This window comes from Bradyrhizobium xenonodulans, from assembly GCF_027594865.1.
Lineage (GTDB): Bacteria > Pseudomonadota > Alphaproteobacteria > Rhizobiales > Xanthobacteraceae > Bradyrhizobium > Bradyrhizobium xenonodulans.
The window spans coordinates 2,507,830-2,530,391 of sequence record NZ_CP089391.1 but is presented as its reverse complement, the minus strand read 5'-3'; the positions used below and the strand labels follow the sequence as shown (position 1 = coordinate 2,530,391).

23 protein-coding genes are annotated in these 22,562 nt (G+C 65.5%); 9 read left to right on the top strand and 14 right to left on the bottom strand.

Annotated elements, in window-relative coordinates; all coding sequences use genetic code 11:
- Positions 1-126: 126 nt before the first annotated feature.
- From I3J27_RS11805 to I3J27_RS11795, 3 genes are all read right to left on the bottom strand, one after another.
- On the bottom strand, positions 127-1,116 hold the full coding sequence (locus I3J27_RS11805; RefSeq protein ID WP_270169157.1) for a tripartite tricarboxylate transporter substrate binding protein: 990 nt from the start codon (positions 1,114-1,116) through the stop codon (positions 127-129).
- A 75-nt stretch (positions 1,117-1,191) separates the two neighbouring features.
- Positions 1,192-2,097 carry a VOC family protein gene (locus I3J27_RS11800; protein ID WP_270169155.1) on the bottom strand — a complete coding sequence of 302 codons (906 nt, stop codon included), beginning with the start codon at positions 2,095-2,097 and terminating at the stop codon, positions 1,192-1,194.
- Positions 2,098-2,124: 27 nt separating this feature from the next.
- Entirely contained in the window at positions 2,125-3,117 is a 993-nt protein-coding gene (locus tag I3J27_RS11795) for a zinc-dependent alcohol dehydrogenase family protein (RefSeq protein ID WP_270169153.1), read from the bottom strand.
- Between the two features lie 111 nt (positions 3,118-3,228).
- Here I3J27_RS11795 and I3J27_RS11790 point away from each other — a divergent pair, with 111 nt between their 5' ends.
- The 3 genes from I3J27_RS11790 (at position 3,229) to I3J27_RS11780 (ending at position 5,475) form a co-directional block, all read left to right on the top strand.
- Positions 3,229-3,930, top strand: coding sequence for an FCD domain-containing protein (locus I3J27_RS11790; protein ID WP_270169151.1), 702 nt, complete (start codon positions 3,229-3,231; stop codon positions 3,928-3,930).
- A gap of 94 nt (positions 3,931-4,024) precedes the next feature.
- A complete protein-coding gene (locus I3J27_RS11785) occupies positions 4,025-4,888 on the top strand; it encodes a fumarylacetoacetate hydrolase family protein (RefSeq protein WP_270169149.1) in 864 nt (287 codons plus the stop codon).
- An 8-nt stretch (positions 4,889-4,896) separates the two neighbouring features.
- Entirely contained in the window at positions 4,897-5,475 is a 579-nt protein-coding gene (locus tag I3J27_RS11780; protein ID WP_270169147.1) for an amino acid synthesis family protein, read from the top strand.
- Between the two features lie 13 nt (positions 5,476-5,488).
- Here the strand turns inward: I3J27_RS11780 and I3J27_RS11775 are convergent, their stop codons facing one another.
- Complete coding sequence (locus I3J27_RS11775; RefSeq protein ID WP_270169145.1) at positions 5,489-6,316, bottom strand: MBL fold metallo-hydrolase; 828 nt, start codon at positions 6,314-6,316, stop codon at positions 5,489-5,491.
- 94 nt (positions 6,317-6,410) lie between these two features.
- Here I3J27_RS11775 and I3J27_RS11770 point away from each other — a divergent pair, with 94 nt between their 5' ends.
- On the top strand, positions 6,411-7,268 hold the full coding sequence (locus I3J27_RS11770) for a LysR family transcriptional regulator (protein WP_270169143.1): 858 nt from the start codon (positions 6,411-6,413) through the stop codon (positions 7,266-7,268).
- 4 nt (positions 7,269-7,272) lie between these two features.
- Here I3J27_RS11770 and I3J27_RS11765 read toward each other — a convergent pair whose 3' ends face one another.
- From I3J27_RS11765 to I3J27_RS11755, 3 genes are all read right to left on the bottom strand, one after another.
- Positions 7,273-8,238, bottom strand: coding sequence for a tripartite tricarboxylate transporter substrate-binding protein (locus I3J27_RS11765; protein WP_270169141.1), 966 nt, complete (start codon positions 8,236-8,238; stop codon positions 7,273-7,275).
- Positions 8,239-8,380: 142 nt separating this feature from the next.
- Entirely contained in the window at positions 8,381-9,142 is a 762-nt protein-coding gene (locus I3J27_RS11760; RefSeq protein WP_270169139.1) for a hypothetical protein, read from the bottom strand.
- Positions 9,143-9,157: 15 nt separating this feature from the next.
- Positions 9,158-9,346, bottom strand: a complete 189-nt coding sequence (locus tag I3J27_RS11755) for a hypothetical protein (protein ID WP_270169137.1) — start codon at positions 9,344-9,346, stop codon at positions 9,158-9,160.
- Positions 9,347-9,597: 251 nt separating this feature from the next.
- Between I3J27_RS11755 and I3J27_RS11750 the strand changes: the two genes are divergently transcribed.
- Positions 9,598-10,575: a DUF2336 domain-containing protein gene (locus I3J27_RS11750; protein WP_270169135.1), complete on the top strand. Its 978-nt coding sequence runs from the start codon at positions 9,598-9,600 to the stop codon at positions 10,573-10,575.
- Here I3J27_RS11750 and I3J27_RS11745 read toward each other — a convergent pair.
- From I3J27_RS11745 to I3J27_RS11735, 3 genes are all read right to left on the bottom strand, one after another.
- Positions 10,572-10,916 carry a DUF1491 family protein gene (locus I3J27_RS11745; protein WP_270169133.1) on the bottom strand — a complete coding sequence of 115 codons (345 nt, stop codon included), beginning with the start codon at positions 10,914-10,916 and terminating at the stop codon, positions 10,572-10,574. The two genes, I3J27_RS11750 and I3J27_RS11745, sit on opposite strands and share 4 nt — an antisense overlap.
- 63 nt (positions 10,917-10,979) lie before the next feature.
- Positions 10,980-11,690 (bottom strand): peptidoglycan-binding domain-containing protein, encoded by a 711-nt coding sequence (locus tag I3J27_RS11740; RefSeq protein ID WP_270169130.1) that lies wholly within the window; start codon positions 11,688-11,690, stop codon positions 10,980-10,982.
- Positions 11,683-13,524: a PAS domain-containing sensor histidine kinase gene (locus I3J27_RS11735; protein WP_270169128.1), complete on the bottom strand. Its 1,842-nt coding sequence runs from the start codon at positions 13,522-13,524 to the stop codon at positions 11,683-11,685. The genes I3J27_RS11740 and I3J27_RS11735 overlap by 8 nt, the downstream gene beginning before the upstream one ends.
- Positions 13,525-13,934: 410 nt before the next feature.
- Between I3J27_RS11735 and I3J27_RS11730 the strand changes: the two genes are divergently transcribed.
- Positions 13,935-14,363: a DUF5330 domain-containing protein gene (locus I3J27_RS11730; RefSeq protein WP_270169126.1), complete on the top strand. Its 429-nt coding sequence runs from the start codon at positions 13,935-13,937 to the stop codon at positions 14,361-14,363.
- A 70-nt stretch (positions 14,364-14,433) separates the two neighbouring features.
- Positions 14,434-14,862, top strand: coding sequence for a SufE family protein (locus I3J27_RS11725; protein WP_270169124.1), 429 nt, complete (start codon positions 14,434-14,436; stop codon positions 14,860-14,862).
- A 115-nt stretch (positions 14,863-14,977) separates the two neighbouring features.
- Here I3J27_RS11725 and I3J27_RS11720 read toward each other — a convergent pair whose 3' ends face one another.
- The gene (locus I3J27_RS11720; protein WP_270169114.1) at positions 14,978-15,394 is read right to left on the bottom strand and encodes a Ros/MucR family transcriptional regulator; all 417 of its coding nucleotides are present in this window, start codon (positions 15,392-15,394) and stop codon (positions 14,978-14,980) included.
- Positions 15,395-15,553: 159 nt separating this feature from the next.
- Complete coding sequence (locus I3J27_RS11715; protein ID WP_270169100.1) at positions 15,554-16,420, bottom strand: DUF308 domain-containing protein; 867 nt, start codon at positions 16,418-16,420, stop codon at positions 15,554-15,556.
- A gap of 312 nt (positions 16,421-16,732) precedes the next feature.
- Here I3J27_RS11715 and I3J27_RS11710 point away from each other — a divergent pair, with 312 nt between their 5' ends.
- Both I3J27_RS11710 and I3J27_RS11705 read left to right on the top strand, forming a co-directional pair.
- Complete coding sequence (locus tag I3J27_RS11710; protein WP_270169098.1) at positions 16,733-18,382, top strand: glycosyltransferase family 39 protein; 1,650 nt, start codon at positions 16,733-16,735, stop codon at positions 18,380-18,382.
- Between the two features lie 196 nt (positions 18,383-18,578).
- On the top strand, positions 18,579-19,358 hold the full coding sequence (locus I3J27_RS11705; protein WP_270169093.1) for a class II aldolase/adducin family protein: 780 nt from the start codon (positions 18,579-18,581) through the stop codon (positions 19,356-19,358).
- A gap of 296 nt (positions 19,359-19,654) precedes the next feature.
- Here I3J27_RS11705 and I3J27_RS11700 read toward each other — a convergent pair whose 3' ends face one another.
- On the bottom strand, positions 19,655-21,049 hold the full coding sequence (locus tag I3J27_RS11700) for a M20/M25/M40 family metallo-hydrolase (RefSeq protein WP_270169091.1): 1,395 nt from the start codon (positions 21,047-21,049) through the stop codon (positions 19,655-19,657).
- Positions 21,050-21,073: 24 nt separating this feature from the next.
- On the bottom strand, positions 21,074-22,402 hold the full coding sequence (locus tag I3J27_RS11695; protein ID WP_270169089.1) for a glycosyltransferase family 87 protein: 1,329 nt from the start codon (positions 22,400-22,402) through the stop codon (positions 21,074-21,076).
- Between the last annotated feature and the right edge of the window lie 160 nt (positions 22,403-22,562).

Below are 22,562 nucleotides of genomic sequence, written 5' to 3'. Positions count from 1 at the left end.
GATCGACTTACCTTTCGGGCCGGAGCACAGCCTCAGTACCATACGCCAGCGCCGAAAGCAGTCCTTGATCCCGGTCAAGCATCCGTGACCGAGGCTCGGTCGTCGGGCTTCAGCACGCCGCCTGGATCAGATCTTCGGGATCTTCGCGCGCTCCACCACGCCAGTCCATTTGACGATCTCGGTCTCGATCAGCTTCTTCATCTCCTCGGGCGAGCTGCCGCGGACCTCGCCGCCGACGGCGGTCTCCAGACGCTGCCTGGTTTCAGTGTCCCTGAGCACGTCGAGCGTCGCTGAATTGAGCGTGGCGATGACGGCGGACGGCGTACCCTTGGGGGCCAGGAGGCCGGCCCAGGTGCGCACGTCATAGCCCTTGATGCCGGCTTCCTGAACGCTGGGGACGTCGGGCAGCAACGCGGTGCGCGTCGGCGAGGTCACGGCGAGGCCCCGGATCGCGCCGCCCTGGATCTGCGGGGCGAGCAGCACGGGCGTGCCGACGATGACCGGCACCTCGCCGCCAAGCAAGGCTGTGACGGATTGAGAATCGCCGCGATACGGCACATGCACGATCTCGATTCCGGCGGTCGCGTTCAGCAGCTCTCCGGCAAGGTGATGCGTACTGCCGAAGCCGACCGATCCGAAGCTGAGCGAGCCGGGTTTCTCTTTGGCTAGGGCGATGAGTTCGCCCAGCGACTTCGCAGGGTGGTCGTTGCGCACGGCGATGACGAGCGCGTAGTAGACCAGCGTCGAGATCATCTCGAAGCTCTCGGCTGGCTGGTACGCGAGGCTCTTGTAGGTCGCCGCGGAAATCGCGTGCGCCCCGGTGACCAGCCCGAGCGTGTAGCCGTCGGGCGCCGCCTTCGCGACGGCATCCGCGGCGATGTTGCCGCCGGCACCGGGCTTGGCCTCGACGATGATCGGCTGCCCGAGCTTCTTCGAGAGTCCGTCAGCGATGATGCGCGACAGTGCGTCGGCCGCCCCGCCGGCGGCAAATCCGTGCAGCAGCCGGATCGGACGCGACGGATAATTGTCGGCCGCCGCCGGTGTGACTACAAGCCAACCGCCAAGAAAACCGCCCAGCAGAAAAATTGCCGCAGCAAGCCGCTTCATCCGTCGCATGGATGCTTTCTCCCTTTGATTGTTGTGTCGTTGGCCGCAATGAGTGCGGCGCTCTTCAAGTCGTATGCGAGCTGGCTAGCGGGCGAACTCCGTGCATTCCGGTGACGGCGGCATGCCCCAGACGTCGCGCGGCAGGCCGACCCAGACCTTTGGCCTCTGCGGGCGATCGCGGTGCCAGGGACGCGGCTCGAAATAGCCGAGCTCCTCGTCGGTCATTCGGTCGAGATCGCAAAACAGCTCGACCAGATGCCCGTCGGGATTGCGGTGATAGATCGCCGTGTTGTGCCCGGGGCCGTGACGCACCGGGCCCCAGAGAACGGGAAGCTTGTGCCGCGCCAGATGATCGCAGGCCTGATGCATGTGGGTCGCCCCGCGCAGCTCGAACGCAAAATGATGCAGGCCCCGATCGGGCGCGCGGGCGAAGTTCAGCGTGTGATGTTCATAGCCGCTGCGCATGAAGACGAAGCGGTCCTCGATCCAGTCGGAGACCCGAAGGCCCATGACGTTCGCGTAAAACTCCGATGCCGCGCGCGGATCGGGCGTCCGAAGGGCGACATGGCCGAGCTTGACGACGGCGAGCCCGCCGATCCGCTCCTGCGCGGGCGTCGGTGTCCAGCCCTGGATCAGCTCGAAGCGCGTGCCTTCGGGGTCATTGAAGGAGAGCAGCCGAGAGACGCCAGGCAGCGGATCGCTCCGCAACTCGGGCTTCAGATCGGCCTGCTTCAGCGCGGCGCCCAGCGCCTCGATCTCGACATCGGGAGATATCTCGAAGGCAATGCTGGTCAGCGCCGCCGCCCCTCGCTCGATCACGAGCGAGAGCTGCTCGGAATCGCTGGCGAGACAGATGCGGTCGCCGTCACGGCCGACGAGACCGAGACCGATCACGCCGCGGTAATAGTCGAGCAGCCGCTCGGGATCGGGCGAGGCAAAGGTCGCGTGCCTCAGGCGGGTGAAGCGTGCAATGGGAGCTTGTGTCGTCATCGTGCGGTCCATCCCCTCTCCATCCCCTCATGGCGTCATGATGATCTTGCCGAGCGCGGAGCCCTGCTCCAGCAGCGCATGGGCCTTCCGGACCTCGTCGAGTTTCAGGACCGCCGAGATCGCCGGCTTGATCGCATTGCGGCTCAGTGCCTCGATCACGTTGCGCATGAGTGCGCGGCGCCCGTCGCGATCGTGGTCGTAGATGTGGAAGGAGAAGCAGCGCACGGCCGGACAGATGTCGAGATGATTGCGCATCGCCGCCATCAGATTCTCTTCCGGCAATCCGGCGAAGGCGTTGTACGACAGCAGCGTGCCCCATTTGCCGAGCGCGCCGAGATAACCGGCGAATTCCGGCCCGCAGACGTGATCGAGCACGAGACCGACGCCTTCGCCGCCGGTCAACTCCCGCGTCCGCGCCACCACGTCCTCGCGGCGGTAGAAGATGATGTGATCGGCGCCGTTCGCCTTCGCGAACGCGGCCTTCTCCTCGGTCGAGACCGTGCCGATGACGGTCATCCCGGCGAGCTTCGCCAGTTGCACCAGCGCGGTGCCGACGCCGCCGGCAGCCCCGATCACCAGCACGCTCGCAGGCGCGCGCGGATGGCGGCACTCGTGCAGCAGAGCGTAGGCCACTTGGTAGTTCGACAGGCACACGGCGGCTTGCAGATCGACATCGTCGGGCAGCGCATGAACGGCATCCGCGGGCGCGACCACATAATCTGCATAACAGCCGCCGCGCTGGGACAGATCGCGCGCGCTCAGCAGCACCTTCTGGTCGATCGCAAAGCCCTCGACGCCGGGCCCGAGCGCGGCAATGCGGCCGGCGACGTCATTGCCGGGATTGGCCGGCAGCGGCGGCATCCATTTGTAGATGCCGCGCCGGATCAGCACGTCGGGCTGCCCGACCCCGAACGCCTCGGCTCGGATCTGCACCTGGCCGGGTCCGGGCACAGGCACCGGCAGCTCGACCAATTCGAGTGCATCCGGCCCACCCGGCTGACGCACCAGCACCGCCCTCATGATCTCACTGCCTCCCAAAGCCATATTTTCGAAAATCATACCGTTTACGAAAATTATTGCAAGATGGTCGTTGCCGCGGCATCTTGGGCCATCGATTCAGCGGCAGAACCCATGCCTGACAGCGCCATCCGCCCCCGCAAGGAATTCGGCAAGACCATTGCCGCCGACATCACGCACCGTTTGCGCGAGGAGATCATTGCCTGCGCCCTCGCGCCCGGCGAGCCGCTGCGGTTCGACGTGTTGCGCGAACGGTTCGGCGCGAGCTTTACGACGCTGCGGGAAGCGCTGACCGCGCTCGCCGCCGAAGGGCTGGTCGATGCGCAGGAGCAGCGCGGATTTCGCGTCGCGCCGGTCAGCCGGCAGGATCTGGTCGAGGTCACCGATGCAAGGGTCCTGATCGAGGTGGAATTGATCCGCCGCGCGATCGAGCGGGGCGACGACGACTGGGAAATCGCAGTGATTTCGACGCTGCACAGATTGAAGCGGATCGAGCAGCGCGATCCCGAGCATCCCTTGCGCGATCCCGAATGGAAGATCGCCCATCGCCAGTTCCACCAGGCGCTGGTGTCCGCCTGCGGCTCGGCGACGCTGCTGGCGATTCGCGCCGAGCTGTTCGACCGTGCCGAGCGCTACCGGCATCTATCGGCCAATTTCCGGCCACGCCCCCGCGACAAGGCCGGCGAGCACCAGGCCATCATGCAGGCCGCGATCTCGCGTAATGCGGATCTGGCCGTGCAGCTGATCGAGACGCATATCCGCTCGACCGCCGACAACGTCGCCAAATACGCCGGGCATCTGCTCGACGCCGAATAGGCCCCGCCGGCATTTTCGCGCCGCGGGCTTGCGCTTGCCCTTATTTTCGAAAATAATGCATCGGATCGAAAATAGGAACCCTTGGGGCGAAACCATGAAGTTGCTGTCGTTCTTGGACGGAAATCGCGAGAGCTGGGGCGCCGTTGTCGAAAACGGGGTCGTAGATCTCGGCCGCGCCCTCCCCCAGTACCCGACGCTGGCGGACTTCCTCGGCAGCGGCGACTACACACGGCGCGAGGCCATCGTCGCCACGCACAAGCCCACGATGGCGCTCAGCGACGTCAAATACCTGCCGGTGATCCCGCGTCCCGAGAAGATCGTCTGCGCCGTGCGCAATTATCTCGACCACCACAATGAAGCCGTGGCGTTCGGCATGAAGCGCGAGATCACGGAGTTTCCGCCGATCTTCCTGCGAGTCTGGCGCTCCCAGGTCGCGCACAACGCGCCGGTGATCCGGCCGAAGGTCTCGGACAATTTCGACTGGGAGGGCGAGCTTGCCGTCGTCATCGGCAAGGGCGGCCGCCACATCAGCCAGGCCGACGCCTGGAGCCACGTGGCGGGCTACTCGATCTACAACGACGTCAGCGTGCGTGACTGGCAGCGCCACGCCCAGCAGATCGCCTCCGGCAAGAACTTCGTCGGCACCGGTCCGTTCGGACCCTGGCTGGTGACGCCGGACGAGATCGGCGACCCCACCAAGCTGAAGCTCGAGACGCGCGTCAACGGGGTGGTGGAGCAGTCGTCCGACACGTCGATGCTGATCTTCTCGATTCCGCGGCTGATCGAATATTGCTCGACCATCTTCGACCTCGTGCCCGGCGACGTCATCGCCACCGGCACGCCAGCCGGCGTCGGCTTCACCCGCAAGCCGCCGGTCTTCCTCAAGCCCGGCGACATCGTCGAGGTCGAGATCGAGAACATCGGCGTGCTCCGTAATCCCGTCGTGGATGAGGCGTAGAGCCGTAAATGTCCTACGATATTCGCAAGACCGCGCTCAGCGTCGAGACGATCTGGCACGAGCGCGGCCCGAGGCTGGAGAAGCCGCTGCTGGTCGGCACGGCCGTCGCGGTGATCGGCAATCCCTTTGCGGGCCGCTATGAGCCTGACCTGATGCCGTTTCAGGCGGCCTTGCGCGACCTCGGACGCGAGCTCGCAACACAGTTGATCGCACAGCTCGGCGGCGCCGCGCATATCGAGGCCTACGGCAAGGGCATCATCGTCGGCGAGGACGGCGAGCTCGAGCACGGCGCCGTCTGGCACGAAGCCGGCGGCCATGGCATGCGCGAGGTGCTCGACCAGCCCAAGGCGATCGTTCCGGCGGCGAAGACCATCGGCGGTCCTGGCACGCGCCTGATGGTGCCGCTCGGTCACATCCACGCCGCCTATGTCCGCAGCCATTTCGGCACGGCGGAGATGACGCTGTGGGATGCGCCAAGGCGTGACGAGATCGCCTTCGGCCTCGTCATGGCGACCGGCGGCCGCCCTCACGCGCGCATCGGCGGCCTCAAGGCCTCCGAGATCTCCGTGCACGACGGGCAGCGCTGAGGATGTAGCGCGCTCAATGCGCGCCACACCGGCAGCTCTCGTAATCCACGGGATCATGGCTGTTGACGATCTTCACGCGGTCGCCGTGATCAAGCTTCAGCGCCCGCAGCCGCGCCTGGTTGGCGATCCGCATGCCCCGGTCCATGTCGCCCTTGCGCTGGAAATAGCCGAGCATCAGCGGCATGCGCGGCGATGGGTCGAGCTGCGCATGATGAAAATAGCTGTCGCCGGCATGCAGCAGCCATGTGTCGCCTGATCGCACCGCAATGCCGCAATGGCCGAGCGTGTGGCCGGCGAGCGGGATCATCAGGATGTCTGGTTCCTTGTCGCCGAGCGCGCGCACGCCCTTGAAGCCGAACCAGTCCTCGCCGGCCTCGCGATAGAATGTCCAGCGCGGGCCGTGGCCCCACTGCCCCGTGACGTAGCGTCCCTCGGGCGGCGCCGGCTTGCGCAACACCGCCATGTCGTATTCGGCGCGATGGACGTGGATCGCGGCATGGGGGAAATCAGGCACGCCGCCTGCGTGGTCGCGATCGAGATGCGTCAGCAGCACGTGGCGCACGTCGGCGGGTGAATAGCCGAGCGCCTTGACCTGCTCGACCGCGGTCTCCGCGGGATCCAGCCTTGGCGCGGTCTGGCGCACCCATCGGCGTCCCAGCCGCTCGGGTGCCCCGATATCGCCGAGTCCGATGCCGGTGTCGACCAGCGCGAGCCCGTCATTGGTCTCGATCAGCAGGCAATGACAGACCAGGCGGGCACGCTGGAACAGGCTACCGGTGCCGTTCACCAGACGACGGCCCATCGGGCACATCGTGCCGGTGTTGAGGTGGTGAATCTTCATCGCGCGTCCCTGCCTGTTGTGAGCAGGGCGTTCTTGCCATCGGCCAATCCATAGGTAAAATACTGTATATTGATATATTCTATAGGATTACCCTATGGACATCCGCGAGCTTCGCTATTTCACCGCCGTCTACCGCGAGCGTAACCTGACCGCGGCTGCGCGCGCCTGCTTCGTGTCGCAGCCGTCGATCTCGACCGCGATCACAAATCTGGAGGCCGAACTCGGCACCACGCTGTTCATTCGCCACAAGAAGGGCGTCGCGCCGACCGCTTCGGCCGAGCAGTTTCATGCGCTGGCCCGCCGCATCATCGACGAGGCCGATGCCGCGCGCAGCCTGTTCAGGAAGCCGAGCACGAAGACCAGTGTGACCCTCGGCCTGATGCGCACGCTCGACGTGCCCCGGACCATCGCGCTCTTGAAGCCGCTGACGGCGCGCAGCGACGTCGCGCTGCGCCTCGTCGGCAGCGACGAGCGTGCCGATGCGCGGATCATCTCCAGGAGCATGCTGCGCGCTGACGAGCATTTCGTCGCGCTCTGGAGCGAACGTTATGTCGCCGCACTGCCGCCGTCGCATCCACTGACGCTGAAGGAGAAGCTGCGCGCCGCCGATCTCGCCGGCGTCCCCCTGATCGACCGCTGCCATTGCGAGCAGAGCGAATTCTTCGGCCGCTCGTCACAACGAAGGCAGACCGCGGCGATCGCGCAATCGGAAGACTGGGCCATGGCGCTGGTCGCCGCCGGTGTCGGCATCGCGATCGTCCCCGAGGGCGTGGCGCGCGGTAATCCCGACATCGCGGTGCGCGAGATCGAGGTCAAGGTCAAGCGCGAGGTCGGGCTGGCCTATCGCGCATCCGTGCCGCTCGCGGATGCGCTGAAGGATCTTGTCGGGAAGCTTCAGAAGCAGCGGCGCAAGCCGGATCGAAGGGGACGACGTCCCCTTCGCAAGCCATGACCGCTCAGTCGGCGAACTGGCCGGCCGCCTTGATGATCGGAGCCCAGCGATCGATCTCGCTCGTCAGCACCGCCGCCAGAGCTTCCGGCGTCGCCTTGTCCTGCGCGACCGGTTCGGTGTTGATGTCGTTGAACCGTGCGATCAGCGTGGGATCCTTGAGGGCCGCCTGGAGCGCCGTCACCAATTTCTGAACGACGGCCGGCGGCGTGCCCTTCGGGGCATAGACGCCGTGCCAGACGCCGAGCTCGAAACCCTTCAGGCCGGCCTCGTCGGCCGTCGGCAGATCAGGCAGGCTCTTCAGCCGCTCTTTGGTCGTGATCGCATAGGCCTTGACCTGCTTTGCGGTGATCGGGCCGGTGGTGTTGGTTGCCTGGTCGCAGGTGAGATCGATCTGCTTGCCGAGAAGATCGTTCATGATGGGACCGTTGCCCTTGTAGGGCACCGTGGTGAGCTGCTTCTGGATCGCGGTCATGAACAGCATGCCGCAGAGATGCGATGCCGCGCCAAGCCCGGCATTGGCGTAGGTCAGCTTGTCACCCTGCTGCTGGGCGTAGGCGACGAGGTCCTTGAGCGTGTCGGCCGGAAAATCCGGACGCGCGATGATGGTCATCGGCGCGTTGGTCACGAGACCGATCGGCGCAAACGCCGTCTTCGTGTCATAGCTCAGATTGCGATACAGCGTGGCCGCGGTCGAGATGCCGACATGATGGATCAGCAGCGTATAGCCGTCCGGCTGGGCCCGCGCGGCACGGGTCGTGCCGATGGTGCCGCCGGCGCCGGTCGCGTTCTCGACGATGATCTGCTGGCCGAGCGATTTCCCCATGCCCGCTGCGGTCAGCCGCGCGATGGTGTCGGTGGGCCCGCCGGCGGCGAACGGCACCAGCATGGTGATCGGCCGGGTCGGATAGTCCTGGGCGACCGCAGATCCAAGCGACAGAAGCAGAGCCGACACGATGGCGATGAAACGCATGTTTTCCTCCGGTTATCGTTGGCGCCATATGAGCGCATTCCGGGCCCCGCTGCCATTGGGAAAACGGACGCATCAGGCGGTCGCGATCGCGGCAGCTCTGGCGGTGGAACCGCGGCGCCGCACCTAAATCCGGTTTGCTTGATCAGCCTTTCGAGACCACCGCGCGGCCGTAAGGCGGCTGTGCCGCGACCGGGGGGTTGGCGGTCTGGGCGGCGAGCTCGCCGATCAGGCGATCGGCGTCGGCGGCCATGGGGTCGGGCGCCTGGATCACCAGACGCTCCAGCGCCCAACGATAGGACGCGACGCGCTGCTCCAGGCTTTGCTGCACCCACTGGATGATCAGCGAATTCTCCTGCATGCGCGCGACCGCATCCTCCCTCTCCCGCGGCGAGAGCTCGGAGACGCGCGCCATGCTGGCATTGCGCTTCTTGTCGAGATCGATGACGCGGATCGCGGAGGCGAAGAACGGCTCGAAGCGGGAGGTGTCGTTGCGCACGTCCTCGATCAGCTGCGCATAGCGCGAGGAGTGCGAGCGGTGCGGCTCGTCGATCAGCGTGCGGCCGTACATGGTGCGGTCGAACACGATCTTCTGGTGCCAGGGCGACGGCAAGGTCTTGTAGTCGCCGAACACGCTCTTCCAGGCGGGGCGCGACAGCGGCGGCTCGATCATAGGATAGGCGAGATCGCGAAGCTGGCGCTCGGCGTCGGTGAGCTGGAATTGCGAGGCCTTCAGGCCGAGGCTGCCGGTGGCCTCGGTGCCGAGCCAGCGATGCATGTCGTCGCTACGCATGTCGGCGCGGGTGCGGCCGAAATCGCCGCCGCTACAGGCGGCTAGGCTCGCGCCGATAGCTGCGAGCAGAATGGCCCTCGAGAGGAGCCGGATCTGGCGGATGGCTTCCGGCATTGCAAAGGCCGGATACTAACGACGGCGACGACGGCGCCCCGGCGCTGTGCCCTGCTCCGGCCCGCGATCCCCGCTGGGTTCGTCCGTCTCGCGCTCGATGCGGATCACGGGGAGGATCAAAATCGTTCCCGTTTCCGTGCGCGGTGTGGCATCCCCCGACGAGCCTGCCCGGCGACCGGCCGGAAATTCGATGATGGTCCCCATAATCAGCTCTCTATCAATTGCCGCGCGGCCCGGCGCGCTCGTGCAACATGCATTCATTAAGATCAGTTCATGGTTAACGGGGTGTAAACGCGCCTTCCGGACCGTAGCCGCACGGCCTCCCGCGTCCCGTTGCGGCACGACGGCGCCCAAAATCGAGCGATCAATTTCACGGCTCGTTTTCCTTAACGAGCCTTTAAAGGACCCTGCGATAGGCTGGCCGTGAGTATCTTTTCCAGGTCGCGTATCTCTCCATGACCAAGTCGCTGTTTCCCGGATTCGACGGGCTGATGAGCCTCTCCCGTCGCGAAGGTGTCGATGTTCGCCCGACGCTGCTGCGCGTGCTGACGGACCTCTATGTCCAGTCGCCCACCCACAGCGACGACGAGCAGCGCCAGTTCATCGAGCTTGCCACACGGCTGATCGACCAGGTCGACGATGCGACGCGTTCCTCCGTCAAGGCGAAGCTTGCGATCTATCCGCAGACGCCCGTCCCGGTGCTCCAGAAGCTCGGGCTGGTCGCGGCGCAGGAAGGCCGCAGGGTTCCGCTCGCGCGCGAAATTCGCAGCGCTCCGCAGGCAGCCCCCCAGGCCCGTGAGCCGACCGAGGCCGAGCAGCGCATGGCCGCCAGCATGGCGATGCAGCCGAAGGAAGCGGCCGAGATCCACGACATGTTCTTCCGCGCCGATGCGGGCCAGCGCGCGCTGATCCTGCACAATCTCGCGCAGACGCCGCTGAAGGCCGCACCGCGGATTCCGACCGTGCGGGCCAAGCGCGCGATCCAGATCCTGGAGATGGCGGCGATCGCGGGCGATATCGAGAATTTCATCTTCGAGCTCGGTGACAGCCTGATCCTGCCCTCGCGCGTCGCAGCCCAGATCGTCGACGATGCCGGCGGCGAAGCGCTCGCAATCGCCGCGCGCGCGCTCGACATGCCGAGCCCCAACTTCCAGCGCATCCTGTTGTTCTTCAAGCCGGAGATCGGCACCTCGGTCGATGCGGTCTACCGGCTGTCGCGGCTCTACGACCGCCTCGGCGAGCGCTCCGCGCTGGTGATGCTGGCGGCATGGCGCGGCTCGACCCTCGCGGTCACCCGCGCAAAATACCAGCCCTCGCTGCATGACAGCGAACGGCAGCGCGCACGTGCCGGCGCAAGCCAGACGCGCCCGGGCGTGCAGCCCGGCTCCGCACCTGCGGTGCGGACGGGCACCGACGGATCGTCGGACCGCTAGGTCTTCGCCAGATCGAGAAAATGCCGCCCGGCGCGGTCCTCGGTCTCGACGATCCAGGCGTCCGGATCGAAACGAAGCTCCTTCGTCAGGCGCTCTTCGATCGTTTGCTCCGGCAACGGCTGCGATGCGACCGGCACGAAGAAGCGATCGACGGGGCGACCGTCGTCATAGACGGTCTGCGGCGCCGGCGCATAGAGCATCGCGTTGCCGTCGAGCAGCGACACTTTCACGAACACCGCACCCGCCTCCTCCGCGCCGCGGCGGCGCACCGCGCCGAACACGCCCTCGGTCTGGCACCGGCGCAGGTAAGCGGAGACCCAGATATTTGATTTCAAACGCATGGGCGCACGATAGGCCAGTGCTTCAATCAGCACCAGCCTTCAGGCCTGGAGAAACAACGACGTCTATTCGACGGGATGGCCGATCGCGGCGCCGAGCTCGCGCAGCAGGCGGTCGGACACTTGCCCTGTGACCTGCATCTTGTGCTCGCGCTCGAATTTCTGGATCGCGGACTGGGTCTCGGCGCCCATCGCGCCCGTGATCTTCAAATTGCCGTAGCCGTATTCGGACAGCGCGCGCTGCACGCCGGCGATACGCTTCGCGGCCGGGCTCTGCTGCACCGGGATCGGCGCCGGCGGACGCATCGCGGATGGCGACGTCGAGGTCGTGGCCTTGACCAGATTGGTCATGGGATCGCTGCCCGGGCGCAGCGTCGACGCGGTGGCCTCGACCGGCTTCTCCGCCGGTCTCTCGGCGGCGCGTTCGGCGGGTTTGGGCTCGACGCGAAACTCGGTCGCCTTCGGCTCGAGCGGCGAGGTATCGGCGCCGACGGGGCGCGGACGCGGCAACGGGTTCGACAGCGGCACGGAGGACGGCGCGGGAAGATTGATCACGGTGCCGAACATCGGCGCCGGATGCCGGCCGGTCTGGAGGAACAGCGCATTGGCAACGATGGCGCCGATCGCGGCGACCGCGACGAGACCTGCAAGCGTATCCTTGGGGCTGTGCAGCAGCACGCGCATCACGAGATTGCGCTCGGTCTCGACATCGATGACCGCGGCCTTGGCGCCACGGCGGCGCGGAGCGGCTTGGTCCTTGGCAGACTTCTTAGGCACTTTTCTTCACCAGAGCGGGTTGGTCATGATGTTCGACGGGAGATTCCTGGCGCAGCACCGGCGTCAAGGTCGCGATGTTGTTCTCGGGCGCCTTGGCCTGCGGCGGCGTGTAGACGAGCGGCAGCTTGACGGTGACGGCGGTGCCCTCACCTAACCTGCTTTGTACCGTCAATTCGCCGAGATGCAACGCCACCAGGCTCTTCACGATCGAAAGTCCAAGGCCCGTGCCTTCGTGGCGGCGCTGATAGGTCTTGCCGGCCTGGAAGAACGGCGCGCCGATGCGCTTGAGATCGTCGGGTGCGATGCCGATGCCGGTGTCGGCGATGCGCAGGGTGAGCTGCGAGCCCGTCACCGTGGCGGTCACCGAGACCTGACCGCCACGCTCGGTGAACTTGATGGCGTTGGCGACGAGGTTGAGTACGATCTGCTTGAAGGCGCGCGGATCGCCGGTCATGACCGGCAGGTCCTGCGGCGCGTCCGTGACGAGGTCGATGCCGTTCTCCCGCGCCTTCAGCGCCAGCAGATTGCAGCAATGCATCAGCGAGGCGCGCGGCGCGAACGGCTCCGAGGCGATCTCGAAATTGCCGGACTCCATCTTCGACATGTCGAGGATGCCGTTGACGACCGACAGCAGATGCTGGCCGGAATCGTTGATGAGCTGGGCGTATTCCCTGCGCTGGCTAGCTGCCAGCATCAGGGTCTGCTCCTGCGCGATCATCTCGGAGAAGCCGATGATGGCATTGAGCGGCGTGCGCAGCTCGTGGCTCATGGTGGCGAGGAAACGCGTCTTGGCGGCGTCGGCGGCTTCCGCGGCGCTGCGCGCCTGGTCGAGCGCCTGCTCGGACAATTTGCGATCGGTGACGTCGCGCATCACGCCGACGACCTCGGCCTCGCGCGTGGGATCGCGGCCCATATCCTGGTCGAGCGGACGGCAGCGCATCTCGATCCAGATGAAATCGACCTGGCCGCGCTCGGAGCCGCCAGGCTCCCGCCGCAGCCGGAATTCGACGCTGCGCACGTCGCCGCGCGCGGCATCGGAGAGCGCGGTGAGATAGGCCGGGCGATCGGCGACATGGACGCGATCGAACAGGCCGTGGCCGAGCAGTTGCGCCACCGGCATACCGAGCATGGCTTCCGCCGCCGGCGAGATGAACTGCACCGCGCCGTTGCGCTGATGCCGCGAGATGACGTCGCTCATGTTGCGCGCGAGCAGCCGATAGCGCTCTTCCTCGCGCGACAGCAATGTCACGCTGGTGCGTGCCAGCGACTCTGCACCGAAGGCGAGACCGGCGGCATAGAGCGTCGCAGACGCGACGCCGAACGCCATCAGCGCGCCGCGTTCTGCGGCGCTGGTGTCTCCGGCCGGCAGCCAGCCGAGCTGGCTGACGAGGATCAGGATTCCCGCGCAGGACAGCGCAAGCAGGGAAGCGAAGGCCGCGACGCGGCGCGAGGCCGACAGCGCGGCTTCGAGCGGAACCACGACCAGCCAGATTGCCGCGAATGATTCGATACCGCCGGTGGTGCCCGCGACCGCCATGATCAGGCCGGCGAGTGCCAGCGACGACAGCACATGCGCGCCTTCGTAGCGGCCGGTGCGCGACAGGAACCAGGAGAGGAGAATGGGGGCGATCAGCCAGGCGAAGGCGGCGACCTCGATCGCGCTCGGCGCACCGCGCATGGCGAGATAGACCGGGAATGCGGCAAAGGCGGCCAGGCTGCCGAGCAGCCGCGGCGCCATGAAGGCACGATGGCGTGCTCGCATCAGCGCATCGTAACGCGCGGAGGGATGCAGCAGCGCATCGAGACAATCGCGGATGATACTCAAAACTGTCACGGGTCTCGCGCTTCGGCTCAATCGTCTTTAGAAGACGCGCCGGAACGCCTCCTTATCGTTGAGCCACCGTGTCAGAGCGACCTTAAACGAGTGCTAAGGCGATGCGGCGTGCGGCCGGACACCGCGTCATCGCGGAGATTTTTAGACGATTTGGCGATGTCATCGGCGGGGATGGTGAACACAGGGTTTAACCATACGCCGCATGGTTTCGAATTGGTGGATATGCGGTCCCGGCGGAATCACGGGCTCCGGCGTCAATCGAAAATTTACGACAAGGCGCGTTACGAAGATTCTTGCGTAAATTTTCCGCGAATTAAGCGGAAGGCAATCACTTGCGATTTATCGAGAGTTGCTAGGTCCGACACCTCGCGGAGATCGCCGCGGCGGGATCTAACATACAGGTCGACAAGATGCGCTTTCTGCTCCGCATCACATTCTGGCTCGGGCTGGTGCTGGTGCTCCTGCCGCGGGACAAGACGTCCGAATCGGACAAGCTGCCGCAGATCGGTGCCGCCGACGCGGTGCAGGCTGCGACCGCGGCCGTCTCCGACGTGACCCAGTTCTGCAAGCGCCAGCCGGCGGCCTGCGAGGTCGGCGGACAGGCCGCGACCATCATCGGCCAGCGCGCCCAGGACGGCGCGAAGAAGCTCTACCAGATCATCAACGACAAGAAAGAGCAGCTCGAGAAGTCCGACAAGACCGACAAGAAGGCGCCCGATCACACCGGCTCGATCGCGCTGGCGGGCGAAGGCGATGCCGTCGCGAGCGAGGCGCCGCGCGACACCCTGAGCCAGGATGACCTCGCGCTGGAATGGCGCGGGCCTACGGCCTCGAATTAGCCCCCAAACCCTATCGATTTCGCGTGCTCGCGTCCCTATATTGGTGGGAAGCGGGGAACTGTGGGCCAACATGACGACGATCGACGAAATCAGGGACAATTTCGAGCTTCTGGACGAGTGGGACGACCGCTACCGGTACGTCATCGAGCTCGGCCGCACCCTGGAACCGCTACCCGAGGCTGAGCATTCGGCCGAGAACAAGGTGAATGGTTGTGTCAGCCAGGTCTGGCTCCAGAAGCTGGTCGACCGCGATGACGGCGCGCCGATCCTGAAATATCGCGGCGACAGCGACGCCCATATCGTGCGCGGGCTGGTCGCGATCGTGCTCGCGCTCTATTCGGGCCGCACGCCGCAGGAGATCCTCGATACCGACGCGATCGCGGTGTTCAACGAGTTCGGCTTTCGCGATCATCTGACGCCGCAGCGCTCCAACGGCCTGCGCTCGATGGTCGAGCGCATCAAGACCGACGCGAGAGAGGCGCTCGCGGAAGCGTCGTGAGAAGTTTCGCAGGGTGGGCAAAGCGGAGCGTGCCCACCATTTGCGTGTGATTAGCGGAAATTCGTGGGCACGGCGCTTCGCGCCTTTGCCCACCCTACGAGATCGGAGGCTCGGACTATTTCCGCTTCCGCTGCTGCTGCCCCAAACCCATCTGCTTCGCCAGTTGCGAGCGCGCCACCGCGTAGTTCGGCGCGACCATGGGATAGTCGGCCGGCAGGCCCCATTTCTCGCGATATTGTTCCGGCGTCATGTTGTACTGGGTGCGCAGATGGCGCTTCAGCGACTTGAAGCGCTTGCCGTCTTCGAGGCACACCAGATAGTCCGGCGCGATCGACTTCTTCAGCGACACCGCAGGCTTCGAGGGCTCGAGCGGCGCCGCCTCGGTACGGCCCGACGAGACCCGCACCAGGGCGCCATGCACCTGGCTGATCAGGTTCGGAATCTCGGCGGCCGGCGTCGGGTTGTTGCCGACATAGGCCGACACGATGCTCGCCGTCAGCTCAATGAAATTCTTAGCCCCGGCATCCGACATGGGCCCGACCTTTCTCTCGCCTTGCGTCTCGCAGGATTGACGACGCCAAAGTATTCCGTGTCAACAATACGTTCGGCTGAAATAAGACGACTGACGAATGTGAGCCGGTTACTGGCGACGTGACGAGAACGACGGCGCTCTACTTGGACGAAGCGGGCTTCAGCCGCGCTGGTCGAGATGGGCGCGCAGTTCGTCGATCGAGGCGAAGCGCATCATGCCTTCCGGCATCTGTGCTTCGATCGAGCCGTCGGAATAGAGCGAATAGGCCATGCCGTCGACGATGCCGGATTTGAGCACGGTCACGGGCGCCTGCTCGACGGCCGGCGCGGGCGGCGGCGGAGAGGCCTCCGTCAAGGTCGACGGCGAACGCGGTGGCGGCGGCGGACGACGCGCGGCGGCCGGCGGCTCCGGTGGCCGCATACGGTCCGGCCTGGGCCAGGCGTCGTCGAAGCTCGCAGGCGAACTATCCGGGGCGGCAGGCTCCGCGGGTTCGTCATGGGAGTGCGGCGGCACGCCGTCGGTCGTCTTTGCCTCCGCGCGCTCGCGCTCCTTGCGGGACGTCGAGGCGAACAGCAGGTTGCGACGGCGCGGCGCGTCCGGCGCCCCGGGCGGCGTTGGGGCTTCCGGTTCCGGCGGGGGCGGCGGCGCTTCGACGCGCGGACGCTCGCGCGCGGCAGCTTCGTTCTGCCACGGCGGCGGACCCGCGGCAGATAGCGGCGGCGGCTTCATCGCGGGCGCCGGGCCCGGCTCGGACGCAGGCGGGCCTGATGTCGCGAGACCGGGCAACACCGGCCTGACCCGAACCTCCGACGCGGCGGCAGCCCCGGCCAGCCGTCGGCCGATGCCCTTCAGTTCCACGACCACGACGTGGAGGCCGGCCAGTAACATTCCGGAGCAGACGCCAATGGTACCGGAGATTATGAGAGTGCTGCCGAGACTGAAATCCCTGACCGTGTAGCCAAACACGATCGCAAGGAGGCCCGCCACGACGGCGAAAATCCCCGCGATCAACAATGCCAACGTCATCGAACTCACCCCCGGTCGCGCATCCACACGCGACACCCGTTACGCCACGATACCGTCATACGGTGTTCCACGCCAACGGCCAATTGTGGGCCGCGTTCCTAAAGGGAAGGAAATCAGGGACTTATTCACATTCCCTTCAGCTACGGCTCGCTACTGCTAACGTGCTCTCAAGTGGTCGGATTTGCTGCGCCGCATCAGGAATTTAGCCATAATGCCCAATTACTTGGTAATGGAACTGCGCTATAGGGATTCCGGGGAACAGGCCCGCGCGCGCCAGCAGGGCCAAGAGGGGATTCCGGGTCACCAATAGCCATGACATCCATCACGACGTCGGCGATCGACACGCCGCTGCGGCGCTCGGTCGAACGGACTTGCGACGATCTCGCCATGCTGGTGCTGGCCGCGGTCGCCGTCATCGCAGGCTTGACCTTCCGCGACTACGGGCTCGGCTGGGACGATTACACGCACGCTGAATATGCCGATCTGTTGCTGCGCATGTTCGGTTCCGGCTTCAGGGACACCGCGGCGCTCTCCTTCGCGAATCTCTACATGTATGGCGGCGGCTTCGACATGGTCGCCGCGCTGCTGCACAAGGTCATTCCGCTCGAGCTGTTCGAGACGCGACGTCTGGTCGGCGCCATCGTCGGCGTGATCGGACTTGCGGTGACGTGGCGGCTCGGCCGCCGCATCGGCGGCCCCCTTGCCGGCCTTGCCTCACTCCTGCTGCTCGCGCTGTGCCCGATCTTCTACGGCCACATGTTCATGAACCCGAAGGACGCGCCCTTCGCGGTGGCCATGATCATCCTGATGCTCGGCCTCGTGCGGCTCGCCGAAGAATATCCGCAGCCCTCGCCGCGCACGATCCTGATCGTCGGCCTCGGTGCGGGCCTTTCGCTGGGCTGCCGCGTTCTCGGCGGACTTGCGCTGGTCTATGCCTTGATCGGCTTCCTGCCGCTGTTGCTGGAGGAGCTGCGCACCGAAGGCCTGCGTGAAGCGGCCCGGCGCTTCGCGCATGTCGTCTACGTGCTGCTGCCCGGCCTCGTGTTCGGCTATCTCGTGATGGGCCTGATCTGGCCGTGGTCGATCATGGAGCCCGGCAATCCCTTCGAGGCGCTGACCTACTTCTCGCACTTCTTCGAGAAGCCTTGGAAGGAGATGTTCGACGGCGCGATCGTGTCCGTACCCGACATGCCCTGGTCCTATCTGCCGACGCTGTTTGCGCTCCAGCTCCCCGAAGTGATGCTGGTGCTGATGGGCGGCGCCGTGGTCAGCACCTTCGCCATGCTGCCGCGACGCGAGGTTCCGGCGCGCCGCAAGACCATTCTCTTGATGCTGACGCTGGCGGCGACCCTGCCGCTCGCGATCGCGATGGTGAAGCGGCCGGCGCTCTACAACGGCATCCGCCACTTCGTGTTCGTGATCCCGCCGATGGCGGTGCTCGGCGGCGTCGCCTTTGCCTGGGCGATGGAGCGCCTGCGCGCCAGTCATCGCACCTGGCAGCCGGTCGTGCTCGCGACCTTCTGCTTTGGCCTCGCGCTCTCGCTCGCCGAGATGATCCGGCTGCATCCCTATCAGTACACCCACTTCAACCACATCGCCGGCACCGTGCGCGGCGCCGACGACCGCTTCATGCTGGACTATTGGGGCCTTGCGCTGAAGCAGGCCTCGGACGAGCTGCGCGAGCAGATCGTCGAGCGGCAGGAAGTGGCGCCGGGCAACCGCAAATGGAAGGTCGCGGTGTGCGGTCCGCAGCGCCCCGCCCAGGTCGCGCTCGGACCCGACTTCACCATCGGCTGGGATTCCAACGCGGCCGATTTCGCGATGACGCTCGGCGAGTTCTATTGCAAGGGCCTCACCGCGCCGGTGATGGTCGAGATCAAGCGCGACGACGTGGTGTTCGCCCGCGTCTACGACATCCGCGGCCGCAGTATTTCCAGCCTGCTGTCGATCCCGGCGCCGTAAGATCGTTATCCGATCGGACGGCGGCGTAGACCAAACGTCGCGTCGGATGGTTCTGAAATCCGGAACCTCCATACCGCATTTCGCTGCACACCATGCGGGCTACGCTGAACTGCCGCGCGCTTCCCGCGCCTTGCCGCCGCCCCCGACCGCGACTACGCTCCCTCCGCGCAACAACGATGTTTCGGAGAGACCAGCCATGTCGCCAGCGGAAGCCCGCCTGAAGGAAGTGCCGTCTGATATGACGGAGGCCGAGTGGCAGCAACGTGTCAATCTCGCCGCCTGCTATCGCCTCGTCGCGCTGTACGGCTGGGACGATCTGGTCGACACCCACATCTCCGCGCGCGTGCCCGGCCCCGACCATCACTTCCTCATCAATCCCTACGGGCTGATGTTCGACGAGATCACGGCCTCGAGCCTCGTCAAGGTCGATCTGCACGGCAACCAGCTCTCCGAGAGCGAGTACAGCATCAATCCGGCCGGCTTCACCATCCATTCGGCGATCCACGAGGTGCGCGAGGACGCGATCTGCGTGCTGCATCTCCACACCCTCGACGGCACCGCGGTGTCGAGCAGCGCCGAAGGCCTGCTGCCGCTGAACCAGACCGCCCAGCTCGTCACCCACGACCTCGCCTATCACGACTATGAAGGCATCGCGCTCGATCACGACGAGCGGCCGCGGCTGCAGAAGGACCTCGGCGACCACAACCACATGCTGCTGCGGAACCACGGCACGCTGACGGTCGGCCGCTCGGTCGCCTCCGCCTTCGAGCGCATGTACCACCTCGAGCGCGCCTGCTCGATGCAGGTGCGCACCCGCGCGCTCGGCACGCCGGTCTATCCGGTGGACGACGTCGCGATCGACAAGAACACCGAGTTGCTCGCCAACCGCGACCGCGCCGAGCTGCGCGCCACCAACCTCGTCTGGCCGCCGCTGCTGCGCAAGCTCGACCGCGAACTGCCGGGCTACCGGTCTTGAGATTTTCCGGATTTGGTGTAGGGTAGCCCCCAACGAACCTCTACGCCTTTTGGAATGAAACGCCGCCCAATTCCGGGCGGCGTTTTTATTTTGGGCGGCCTCCATCACCGTTACCTTGAGGTGCTCGCCTCTTCGGCGAGCCTCGAAGGGCGACGAGAGCGGCAAATTCGATCGTTGTCAGAGCAGAGGTCTCTCAAGGGTGGGCAAAGCGAAGCGTGCCCACGTCTTCTCTCGCGAACGGATACAGAGGGTGGGCACGGCGCTTTGCGCCTTTGCCCACCCTACGGCACCTCGCCCTACTTCACTTCTGCCAATGCCGCGAGGATCCGCGCCCAGGAGCGAATGCCCTTCTGGAAACTGCGGAGGTCGTACTTCTCGTTCGGCGAGTGGATGTTGTCGTCATCCAGGCCAAAACCGACCAGCAGCGAGTCCAGGCCCAGCGTGCGCTTGAAGTCGGCGACGATCGGGATCGAGGCGCCCGAGCCCATCAGCACGGTCTGCTTGCCCCATTCCTCCGTCAGCGCCGTGCTGGCCGCCGCAAGCGGCTTCATGTTCCAGTCGAGCGCGACCGCGGGCGCGGCGGAATGGTCGCCGAACTCGACCTTGCAATCGCCGGGAATGCGCGCCGTCACATAGTCGCGGAAGGCCTTGCGGATCTTCTGGGGATCCTGCCCCTCGACCAGGCGGAACGAGACCTTGGCTGAAGCGTGCGACGGGATCACTGTCTTGGAGCCTTCGCCGATATAGCCGCCCCAGATACCGTTGACATCGCAGGTTGGGCGCGAGGAGGCCTGCTCGATCAAGAGCCGGCCTTTCTCACCCGCGGGGATCGACAGCCCGATCGGCTTCAAGAACATCTCCGGCGTGAGGTTGAGCTTCTTCCACTGCTCCAGGATGTCGGGCGGCAGGTCCTTCACGCCGTCATAGAAACCGGGAATGGTGATGCGATTGTCGTCGTCGAACAGGCCGCCGAGAATTTTCGTCAGCACCCGGATCGGGTTCATCGCGCTGCCGCCGAACACGCCGGAGTGCAGATCGCGATTGGCGGCGGTGATCTTCAGCTCTTCATAGAGCAGGCCGCGCAGCGACGTCGTGATCGCCGGCGTGCTCTGGTCCCACATGCCGGTGTCGCAGACCAGCACGTAGTCCGCTTTGAACTCGTCCTTGTTGGCTTCGATGAAGGGCACGAAGTTCTTCGAGCCGACCTCCTCTTCGCCTTCGATCAGGAAGGTGACGTCGATCGGCAGCGAGCCCGTCACCTTTTTCCAGGCGCGGCAGGCCTCGACGAAGGTCATGACCTGGCCCTTGTCGTCCTCGGCGCCGCGCGCCACGATGATCTTGCGGCCGTCGGCATGGTCGGTCACCACGGGCTCGAACGGCGGACGATGCCAGAGATCGAGCGGATCGACCGGTTGCACGTCGTAATGGCCGTAAAAGATCACATGCGGCCGTCCGCCCACCTTGGTCTTGCCGACGATGGCGGGATGGCCGGCGGTGGGGCGCACCTCGGTCGCGACGCCGAGGCTTGCGATGTCCTTGGCCAGATGCTCAGCCGCCGCCTTGCAATCGGCAGCGAAGGCCGGATCCGCGGAGATCGACTTGATCCGCAACAGCGAGAACAGACGCTCCAGGCTGTTGTCGAAGTCCTTGTCGATGTGGTCGAGCACGGATTGAAGCTGCGCATTGGCCATGATGGTATTCCTGATTGTTGGGCCTCAAGATGCCTCGGGTTTTAACCCTGCTGCCGCGCCGGAGCCAGCCGCAACCAGCGGATGGCGGATGTGCCATGCGAGGCGACCTGCAAGCACCGCCGTGGCGATGAGGTTATTGCCCCAAGCCTGGATGACATTGGGAAACCACGGCAGTGACAGCAGCATGAGGATGCCGGCCGCACCCAGCGCAAGCCAGGTTCCCAGCCGCACATTCGACCGCGCGTCGAAGGCGGCGCGATGCATCAGCACCGTCATCGGGAAGAACAGCCACATGAAGTAATATTGCCTCGCCAAAGGCGACGCCACCGTCATCAGGCAGAACAGGATGCCGAGCTCCTCGGCATCCGAGCGCGCCGTTCGCCGCTTTTGCGGCGGCATCACCGCGAGGAAGCCGAGCCCGAGCAGCCCTGATACCGCGAGCACGATCCAGTTCGCCGTCGTGTAGTCGACGTCGATGACATTCATCGTGCGCGGCGGCTTGTTGGCATCTTCCTGATTGTAGTTGATCGGCCGGACCAAGCGGTGCGTCACGGCAATGACGGACTGGTTGACCCACGACCAGTTCTGCTCGTCGCGCTGGCCGAAGCCCTTTTCCGAGCTCGATCCGACCATGCCCTGATACCAGGTCTTGAGCTCGACCGCGTTGCGCTCGAAGCCGCGGATCGGCGCCGGCACGACATAGAGAAGGATACCGGTGAACGCGACCGTCGCCATGACGGCCGACCATTTCCGCCGCCAGATCAGATAGGGCAGCACCGCGATCGGAAACACCTTGATGGCGGTGGCGAGCGCGAACAGGAAGCCCGCGAGCCAGGACCGCTGGTTCTGCAATAACCAGAAGCCCCAGAGCATCAGCGCGAGCAGGACGAGGTTCGGCTGGCCGAGATCGAACTGATCGAACACGAAGGTCACGGTGACGAGAGCCGGCAGCGCTTCGAGCCAGGGGCCGGGCCTGCGGCCCGATCCGGTCATGGCATTGGAGAACGTCCCCGTGTACCACCACGCCACGACGTTCAGCACCGACAGCGTGGTGTAGAGCGCGAGCTTGCCGAACCAGCTCGGGATCGCGAGCAGGATCGCCGGCAGCGGCGGGTAGATGAACTCGAAATAGGCGTGGATGTCGCTGGGATAGAGCGATCCGCCATGGAGCACCTGCTGCCCGGCCCAGTACCACAGTGCGTAATCCTTGGTCTTGCCGTTGCCGAAGATCTCGGGACCGAGGACGTCGGCGGTCAAGATGAAGCAGCAAAGCAGGAAGAGCAGGTCCAGCGGCGCGCGCAGCGACAGGCGTCTCGGCGCATCAGGTTTGGGCAAAGGGTCGGTCGAGGTCACTTTATGTCCAGTCGGCAACAAATAGCACGTAGCAGACCGGCGCGGGCTTGGAGAGCCCCCTCACCTGAATTTGTGATGGTAGTGATCGGCAATTTTCCCGCGGCCATCCTTCGAGACGCCCGCTTTGCGGGCTCCTCGTCTCAGGACGATGCTTCGCGTC